Origin of the sequence: Litoribacter ruber, assembly GCF_018449405.1 — a bacterium.
Taxonomy (GTDB): Bacteria; Bacteroidota; Bacteroidia; order Cytophagales; family Cyclobacteriaceae; genus Litoribacter; species Litoribacter ruber.
Genome location: NZ_JAHCMY010000028.1, coordinates 1 through 9104, shown reverse-complemented (window position 1 = coordinate 9104; position 9104 = coordinate 1). Strand labels below are relative to the sequence as shown.

Here is a 9104-nt window from a genome sequence, read left to right as displayed (position 1 = left end):
TTTCTGACAAAAAGGTGAGCGTATAAGTTTGTTATTATTCCCTTAGTGACTTATACTTACAATACGAGTGATAAACAGAAGCCCCCGATCTCTCGAGGGCTCAAATAACTCACTGGAGGGTGGATAACAACTTTGCCGAATTAACTATTGCTTATGAAATATAAGAATAAAAATTTGTGGCACAATAATTTGAAGGTGAAAATTGGCTTGAATACTCCATAAATTGTGAATTGAGCCTTTTTCTATATGCCGGTTTGATTTGTGCCACACGCTTTCGGATTAACTGCGCCAACCGTTCCGGTTTAAACAGACCGTCAAATGTCATATTGCTGTTTATGCCACTATTTTTCACAATCCCTCTTACTACATTTTCCTATCGATCATCTGTAATCCAGTGTCCCCAAAATAAAAATTTAACAATTTTATAACTATTCATTTATAAACTTGCCTTTATCACCAATCTCCTTGTAAAATACCCCGATCATGGTATTTTTTAATTGTAATTAATTCCTTAATCTTGGAGGAAGTAAGAGGGGGGGCGTGTCAGCGAATGGCAAGTGTCTCAATCCGCGTACTGTTCCTGGACAGACTGAAGGGAAAAGTCCAGCGTCAAAAGATTCTGAAAGTGCCATAGTCTCGGAAATGGTTGCAGAGCAGGAGATTAAATATTGTCTAATTTGATTTTAATTTAATATGGATGTAAGAACGCAAAGTAATAAAACGATAAAGGAAGATTTTAGCAAGCTATTATATAGCTTTGGGGAAAGAGTTCCATACCCTATTTATCAAGAATTAAATAAAGAGCTTTCAATTGGAGAAAAGCTTGCTAAGTGTAAATTAGAGGGAAATAGGAAAACTTATAAAGATAAATTGAAAGCTTTAGAAAAAGTAAAAGATGAAGTTGGTTTTGTTGAGATTTTTCAGGCATTGGAGGAGACTTATCGCGAAAATATTATTTACGGCTCAAAATACATTCAATATTTTGACTTCTCTAAAGCAGAATGTGCTTTCAATGAAATTCTTGATGCTTCAAAATCTCAGTCTATTAGTTCAAATATCTTAGGTCAGGTTTTTCCATATATAGTTCAAAAACATCAACTATCTGATATTGAAAAAAATAAAATTTATTTAGTTAATAAGGCTTTCGATGGTGATAATTTGATGCTTTCCTATACTAGAGTTCTTGAATTTGTTGAGAGGGTTTCAATTAGTCCAAAGGAAATTTTTAATGATAATTTAAAGGGTGATTTTTCAGAGTTTTATGGGGTAAAAAAATACTTAAGGCAATTTGTTGATGTTGTTGTATTTAACAAAAAAAACAAAACTATAGAAATACGGATTGATTTCTTCAAAAATACAAGCGATAGTCAAACACAAAGAAATTTTTCAGAATTTTTTAGTGCTTTCAAGAGGGGGCTAAATTTAACAAATAAATCTGAATTTGAAAGAAGTACTCTAAATTTGCACCCTGTAATTCATGAAATAAATTCAGACCTTACAGGTAGATTAGTTGAAATATATTTTTCAACTAAAGAAGGTTCAATAATAAAAATAAAAAAAAGGAGAGCGGAATTAGATATCCGAGATGAGGCTTATCATAAAGCAGGAAGTGAGGCAGTTTTGAATGACCTTGATATTTATAGAATCGGTTCTGTATGGAAGAATGAAAAAGGTAGAGAACTGGAATTACTAATTCCCGGTTCATCTAGTTTAATTCATTCAAATACAAAAGCAATAAATGAAGCAATAATAACTAATTGTCGAGGTGCTTCGGATTTTAATTTTTTGAATAACAAGATTTTTCATTTCCTTTCAAACAATGGAAATTAATAAGGAAAACATATTATCAGACATTGGCCGTATACCATCAGAGGTACATAAAAATATTATGTATGCTGTTGTTGATTATGCTTATAAATATTCGCATGTAAAGGAGATTGGTATTGGGGATGTGAAAAAAATTGTTTCTTCCAAGTATTCTGAAATTGATATTTTATTAAGTCTTCAAAAGCTATGTTTACTTGAATTTCCTCTTTTGGAGTTGAAATATGAATTTCAAGATAGTGAAGATGAATATTATATTTTATCAAACAAAGATATTGAAGAAGCATATAAAACTGGTTACCTGATACACCCTAGGACTGGAGAAGCAATGTCAAAAGAGATAATCCAATCAAAAGTTTTTATGTTTTTTAAAGTCAAAAGATCATAAAATATGGGAATTACTCTTGCTCAATTAGAGATCTACTCAAAAATAGATTACCGTGTACAACTTTTAAAAGAAAGATTGGGCGTTGATAGTTATGAAGGATTTGTTAAAGCTTTATACAGAGATTTAGACTGGTGTGTGGAGAAAGTCCAAAATGAAAAAAAATACTTACAGCCAGATAATAATGGTGAAGACCGCATTTCTGCTTTTATAAGAAATTCTTTAGAAGGATTGATGTATTATGCTGATGCAAAGTTTGTTGCTGGTGGTAATACAGATTTAACGATTAAAAGTTTTAACGGGCAATTTCAGTGGATTGGTGAAGCAAAGCTAGTTGATAGTGTGAATAACTCTCACATTTGGGGCGGATTTTTACAATTAGCTAAAAGATATACAAACGGTGATGAAACAAATGGTGGGATTTTGATATATATATTCGCTTCCGATGCAAAGTCATTAATGAGGAAATATAAAGAGTACACTACAACTAAAAAGGGCTATAATTTCACTTATGAAGATTGCAAAACTCGATTAGCAGGAGGGTTCTATTCAACTCATAAACATCATTCATCTGGTCTTGATTTTAAAACAAGACATATTCCAGTAATATTGCATTATAATCCAGAAAAATAGTTTTGACTCCTTTTAGTTGAATTTGACTGTTAAATAATTAGCTGCGGTAAACTCCCTAGCTGGGTGTTGCATAGATTAAAGAAAATATCTAGCATTATGCATAGAAAAGAAATTGTAAATATTAAATCAATTGTTCAGTCCTATTCAGATCTCAGTGAGGAAATAAGAGGGAAATATTTTTTATATAAAGGTTTTTCGCCTAAACCCAATGAATTAGAAGATTTAAAAAAATTAGTTGCTAAAATGAATTTAGCTAGATTTGAGGATGTCTTTGACGGCTTTTATTTTGGTTATACGATTCCTCAAATAAGTAAAGAATTTGACCTGTTAAGATTCGGTAATGATTTAATTTGGAATGTAGAATTAAAAAGGAAGAATATTAATAATAATGTAAAGAATCAATTGATAAGAAATCGATACTATTTGAGTTTTTTAAAGAAGCGAATTTTTTTATTTTCATATGTGTCAGAGGAAGATGCTTTTTACCAACTTACTGATGAGAATGAACTTATTGAAATAAATACGAATAAAATATTTAAATATTTATTGCTGCAAAATTTCGTAGATATGGGTGATCTAAATAGTTTATTTAATCCAACATCCTATATGGTTTCCCCGTTTAATTCAACGAATAAATTTATTGAAGGGCAATATTTTTTGACCTCTCAGCAAGAACAAATAAAAAAAGATTGTATTGAATTAATTAATAAAAAGAAAAATGATTTTTTCTCCATTAGTGGTGGTCCTGGATCTGGTAAAACTCTTTTAATTTATGATTTAGTAAAATTTTTCAGGGATGAGGGTAGAAATGTTTTAATTGTTCATTGTGGTACATTGAATAAAGGTCATTATACTCTCAATTCTGAATATGGTTGGAATGTTTTGCCGATTAAGGGTTTAAATGAAAATTTATTGGTTAATTTTGATGTTATACTTGTAGATGAGACTCAAAGGATTTTTCCGCAACAATTGGAGATTTTAAGTGATCATGTAAGGGGAAATAACAAGGTTTGCATTTTTTCATATGATAAGGAGCAATGTTTAAGGGATTGGGAGGTGAAGAATGATATTCCTAAAGTTGTTGACGAAGGATTATTGGCTGTTTCTTTTAGATTAGGGAAAAAAATCAGAATGAACAAAGAATTAATTTTTTTTACTGAAGGTCTATTTGATAAAAGTAAAAGTTATAACTTTTTTATTAACCATGATAATGTTTTAATTAAATATTTCAACAATACTGCTTCTATAAATAATTATTTGCAATTATGCTTAGATTTTGGGTGGAAAGTTATAAATTTTACGCCTTCAGCCTATTATAGATATCCATATGATAAGTTTGAAATTATTGGTGCTGATACAGCCCATAGTGTTATAGGGCAAGAGTTTGATGATGTCGTAGCTGTTATTGATGATACTTTTTATTATAATAAGGAAAATAAGTTGGTTGTTAATTATAGTCCTTACTATAATCAAAGTAAAATGCTTTATCAAATTTTAACTCGAGCGAGACGTCGAATTTGCTTGATAATAGTGAATAATGAATTAGTACTAAGTAGATGCTTGTCGTTACTTAATGCTAATCAATAAATTTATTAGGTATATTGTCTACTATATTGGAGTTTTTGCTTAATCAACAGTTTTTATTTTATTGCAGTCTAGATTTCTTACCTCCCCTGATACATGACCCTCATTCCCAAGCTACCATCTTCCAAGTATAAGGCATGATACCTTTCCCCTTTATACCAGATGTTCTCAGATGAATATTCTTCTCGGCTATACCGCTGTTCTAAAAAATCAATGACATCCTCTCTGGAAGTAAAATTGGATCTTAAAAACACTACAGCAGTTACTAATGACCCTTTGTCAAACGTGTAAAGAATAGAACGGACATGATCATTTTCTCCCCTATACACCAATTGATTCTCACCTTCTGATGAGAGGGTGCGGGTTTCATTCCGTTTGATAACCTCTTTTGTGCTATTGAATTTAATTGATGGCTCCTGAAAGAGAAAATTGGTCGGATGAACAGTTACTAGACATTCAGGGGTATTTGAATAATCCATTGAACTTGCACTCACAACAGTTGTTCCCGCTCTGATGGCGATGAGTAGTCCTGAATTATTTACTTCCACTATGCTTTCGTCTTTTGATTTCCAATATACTTGTGATGGGAAAGACTCAGAAAATTCTACTGAAAGCTGATATTCCTCCCCATATTCAATTTGGACCTCCGATTCAAGGAGTGATAGACTTTCAAAAGGAGGAAATAGACGTTCTTCTAAACACCCAGAAAATAAGAAGATTGAAAGTGCGGAAAAAGCGTTGAAACGATTCATTGTGAGCTGTTTAAAAAGTGGTTTAATTTAATCACTTTGAAAATAATAACAAAAATCACTTCCTAATTTTGAGTCATTTAAACGTTTAATTTTAACCTCACATCAAAATGGACTATATTTAAACCATGAAAATTGTATTTAAGAGAAGCCAATTTCTACAGGAGCTATTTCCTTTCGTTGATATCAATAATGACAGTGCCCTTAAAACTGCTTTGGAGAATTTTTACTCCTTGGGTTCTACCACAGCCGAAGTTTCAGTTAATCATGATTTTGTAAATATACATATCCCTAACATTGACCCCGAACATGAGTCCAAGGAGTTCTACAGGGCTACAAACTTATGTGCTATAGGCAAATTTGGGGAGGCCCGTCCGATTTTGGAAAAGTTGATTGAGCAGAATCCCACTGTTTCTGAGTATCACCGAAACCTTGCGCAAACCTATGAAGAGATAGGTGACCATGAGAAAGCGATTGATATTTTGATTGATGCACTTAAGTGGGATCCAAAAAATCATTGGGCACTAGTGCTCATGGGGAATATCTACGCAAGACATTATGACGATGTGGATACCGCTATCAAGTATTATGATCAGGTAATAGAAGCAGATCCAAAAAATTACATTGCGTTGAATAATATTGGTGGGGCTTTTCTTCAGGCAGGCAGAAATAAACTTGCCGAAAGATTTTTGAAGAAAGCGTATAATGCTAAATCTGATTACCCTAATACAACATTGGGATTGGCGATTCTAAACCTAAATAATAGCAACCTTCAGCAAGCGTTTGAATTCTCAATTGAGACTTTAAAATCCTCAACAGATACAAGTAATCAAGTTTATCAGACAGCCTTAAGCCTTGCTCTTGATTGTTCAAGACAAATTTCAAAATCAGACACCGGTAAGGAGGAACTTGTTGAGTTCATTAAAGAGCTTGAACAACTTACAGGGACGGAAATCCGGATCGAGCAGGAAGAGAACATGCCAACGGTGGCAAAAGTAGAAATTGCCGAAAACCATGGAAGAGATTTCCATAAAATCCTTTTCAAACCTGGATCTGAAGGGGTGGATCATTTAATTCTTCATGAATTGTTTCACCTAAAATTTATAGCTGAAGCCCGGAAAGAAGAGGTTAACAAGAGATTTGTGTTGATGCAAAATACCTTTAAAGATTTTAGAGCTAGCATACAGCCAACTATAAATCGATTGTTAAAAGAGGGATATCCAAGTGAAAATATAAGTAATGTTGCCCAACAGCTATTTGAGGGGATACATCGGCAAGTTTACAATGCCCCAATAGATATTTTTATTGAAGATGGAATATATAAAGACTTTCCAGCTCTAAGACCCCACCAGTTTCTTTCTCTATTTAATATGAACCAGGAGGCACTTAAAGCGGTAACAGATAAACAAATATTGAAATTGTCGCCCCCTTCTGTTTTATCTCAAAGCAAAACTTATAATATTATAGGGGCCAGAATATATGAGGAGCTTTATGGAGTTAGGCTTGAGGAAAAATTTAATGCTTCTCCATCAGAATTGGAATTGGTAAATACGTTTTGGGATGAGTTTCTTGAATACCGAAATGATAGAGAACCAGGGGAAGAATATGAATTAGTTCAACATTGGGGAGAAGACCTTGGCCTTGACAAATATTTTCGATTAGAGGAGGAAGTTCATTATGCTAAGGATGAGTTAACGTCAGTATCTCCTGAGTCCGTATTGGACAAAATTGAACGCGATCCACTCATGCTGGAGGAAATTGATGAAGGACAAGAAAAGGAATTTAAAGAATTTCTTTCCAAACATACCTCTACTGACATAAATATGGCGGTTACCATGTATATGGTGGGAGCATTGGAATATTTTAAAGGCATGGATTCTGAAAAAGTTAGGGATATTGCATTTGAAATTGCAATGTTAGGGCGTTCAGGTATATCTCCTGAGAAGAATGGGTACAGGCTGAATAAAATTCCAAATGTTTCATTTTCAGGATACAAACTTTTAGCTTATTATTACACCAGTTGGGCTATTGCACTTCCCGATATGGTTTCCCAGCTGCAGTTACCATTTGAAAAAGAATACCAAACAGCCTTGTCCATAAAGGGGTCAAAATGAATAATATAGATTTAATTATAGATAAGCTTCTTAAGTTTCGTGATGAAAGAGATTGGAAACAGTTTCATAATTCTAAAGACCTTGCATTGGCTATCAATATAGAAGCAGGAGAGTTACTTGAGTTATTCTTATGGAAGGAAAGTGAAAACTTTGATAAGGAGAAACTAAATGAAGAACTCGCTGATATTTTAGCCTATTGTTTACTTTTAGCAGAAAAAAATAAAATCGATATTTTTAAAATATTGGAGGACAAAATAGAAAAAAATGCCCTGAAATACCCTGTGAGTAAATCCAAGGGTACCTCCAAGAAATATGATGAACTATGATCATTTACCAAAAAACTAAGGAAAGTTTCACCAATGATGTGATTTCCAATGAAATTGAAACAATTATTCATGATTTTTTTAAAACAAAAGTAGGCTCATCTACTTCTGAAGCAGAAATTAGATCTTGGAAAAACTCCATGATGTATATGAACAATGTCCTCTTGGATCCGGAAATTCCCTGTGATGCAGGGGTAACTATAGAATATCAAATTCCTCTGACCTCCAAGCGGATTGATTTTATATTGACAGGACAATCAGAAGATGGTAAAGATCATGCAATTTTAATTGAGTTAAAGCAATGGAGTAAGTCAAGCCTTACTGGAAAAGATGGTGTAATTTCAACCTTTGTCGGTAAGGCTGAAAGAGAAGTTAGTCATCCCTCATATCAGGCGTGGTCATACGCTGCTTTGCTTAACGGGTTCAATGAGGCTATATATACAAGTGATATAAAATTAGCCTCATGCGCTTATTTGCATAACTATATACCTGATGGAATCATAGACCATGAATTTTACAAAGACTATATAGCAAAAGCTCCGATTTTCTTAAAGCCTGATACTTTTAAGTTAAGAGACTTTATCAAAAGCTTCATAAAGCACGGTGATAAATCTAAGGTGATGTTGGTAATTGAGGGAGGAAGGATCAAGCCATCCAAAAGTTTAGCCGATAGTTTAGCGAAAATGCTTAAAGGGAGTGAGGAGTTTTTAATGATTGACGATCAAAAGGTCGTATACGAAACGGCTGTTTCACTTGCCAAAAAAGCTAACCCCCTAAATAAAAAAGTGGTAATTGTCCACGGTGGCCCTGGCACTGGAAAATCGGTGGTGGCCATTAACTTGATGGTGAATTTGACAAAACTAGGATTGTTTTCTCAATATGTGAGTAAAAATTCAGCACCCCGGGAGGTTTATAAAACAAAACTTACTGGCACTTTCAAGCAAACAGAGATTTCAAATTTCTTTACCGGTTCCGGATCTTTTGTAAATACCATACCCGATACCTTTGATGCTCTCATAATTGATGAGTCGCATCGATTGAATGAGAAGTCTGGGATGTACAAGAATTTAGGTGAAAATCAAATCAAGGAATTAATTTCCGCATCAAAATTTTCGGTGTTCTTTCTGGACGAAAATCAAAAGGTTGCAATACACGATATTGGAACAAAAGATGAAATCGTAAGGTGGGCAAAAGATTTTGATGCCCAAATTACTGAGTTGGAGCTTACATCACAATTTAGATGCAATGGCTCAGATGGATACCTTGCATGGCTTGATCATATTCTCCAAATTCGGGAAACAGCCAATACTACGTTAGATGAGGATGAGTTTGATTTTAAAGTATTGGATTCCCCTTCTGAACTTAGAGATTTGATTTTTGAAAAAAATAAAATCAACAATAAGGCCAGATTGGTGGCGGGATATTGTTGGCCATGGAAGTCAAAAAAGGACAAAAATGCAATGGATATTGAATTTCCAGAGGAGAGCTTTGG

8 protein-coding genes are annotated in these 9104 nt (G+C 33.5%); 7 read left to right on the top strand and 1 reads right to left on the bottom strand.

The features are described 5' to 3' along the window. Positions 1 to 693: 693 nt before the first annotated feature. From KI659_RS18310 to KI659_RS18295, 4 genes are all read left to right on the top strand, one after another. Complete coding sequence (locus KI659_RS18310) at positions 694 to 1830, top strand: hypothetical protein (RefSeq protein WP_213946839.1); 1137 nt, start codon at positions 694 to 696, stop codon at positions 1828 to 1830. Next, positions 1820 to 2212: a hypothetical protein gene (locus KI659_RS18305; RefSeq protein ID WP_213946838.1), complete on the top strand. Its 393-nt coding sequence runs from the start codon at positions 1820 to 1822 to the stop codon at positions 2210 to 2212. The genes KI659_RS18310 and KI659_RS18305 overlap by 11 nt, the downstream gene beginning before the upstream one ends. A gap of 3 nt (positions 2213 to 2215) precedes the next feature. Next, positions 2216 to 2842, top strand: coding sequence for a hypothetical protein (locus tag KI659_RS18300; RefSeq protein WP_213946837.1), 627 nt, complete (start codon positions 2216 to 2218; stop codon positions 2840 to 2842). 96 nt (positions 2843 to 2938) lie between these two features. Continuing rightward, positions 2939 to 4429 (top strand): DNA/RNA helicase domain-containing protein, encoded by a 1491-nt coding sequence (locus tag KI659_RS18295; RefSeq protein ID WP_213946836.1) that lies wholly within the window; start codon positions 2939 to 2941, stop codon positions 4427 to 4429. A gap of 77 nt (positions 4430 to 4506) precedes the next feature. On the opposite strand, the gene KI659_RS18290 is transcribed toward KI659_RS18295, so the two are convergent. Further along, a complete protein-coding gene (locus tag KI659_RS18290; RefSeq protein WP_213946835.1) occupies positions 4507 to 5178 on the bottom strand; it encodes an Ig-like domain-containing protein in 672 nt (223 codons plus the stop codon). A gap of 125 nt (positions 5179 to 5303) precedes the next feature. On the opposite strand from KI659_RS18290, the gene KI659_RS18285 reads away from it, so the two are divergent. From KI659_RS18285 to KI659_RS18275, 3 genes are all read left to right on the top strand, one after another. After that, on the top strand, positions 5304 to 7289 hold the full coding sequence (locus KI659_RS18285; protein WP_213946834.1) for a tetratricopeptide repeat protein: 1986 nt from the start codon (positions 5304 to 5306) through the stop codon (positions 7287 to 7289). Then, complete coding sequence (locus KI659_RS18280) at positions 7286 to 7615, top strand: nucleotide pyrophosphohydrolase (RefSeq protein WP_213946833.1); 330 nt, start codon at positions 7286 to 7288, stop codon at positions 7613 to 7615. Before KI659_RS18285 ends, KI659_RS18280 begins: the two co-directional genes overlap by 4 nt. Then, positions 7612 to 9104 (top strand): DNA/RNA helicase domain-containing protein (locus KI659_RS18275; RefSeq protein ID WP_213946832.1); only part of this gene is annotated, 1493 nt, incomplete at its 3' end. The genes KI659_RS18280 and KI659_RS18275, both read left to right, overlap by 4 nt.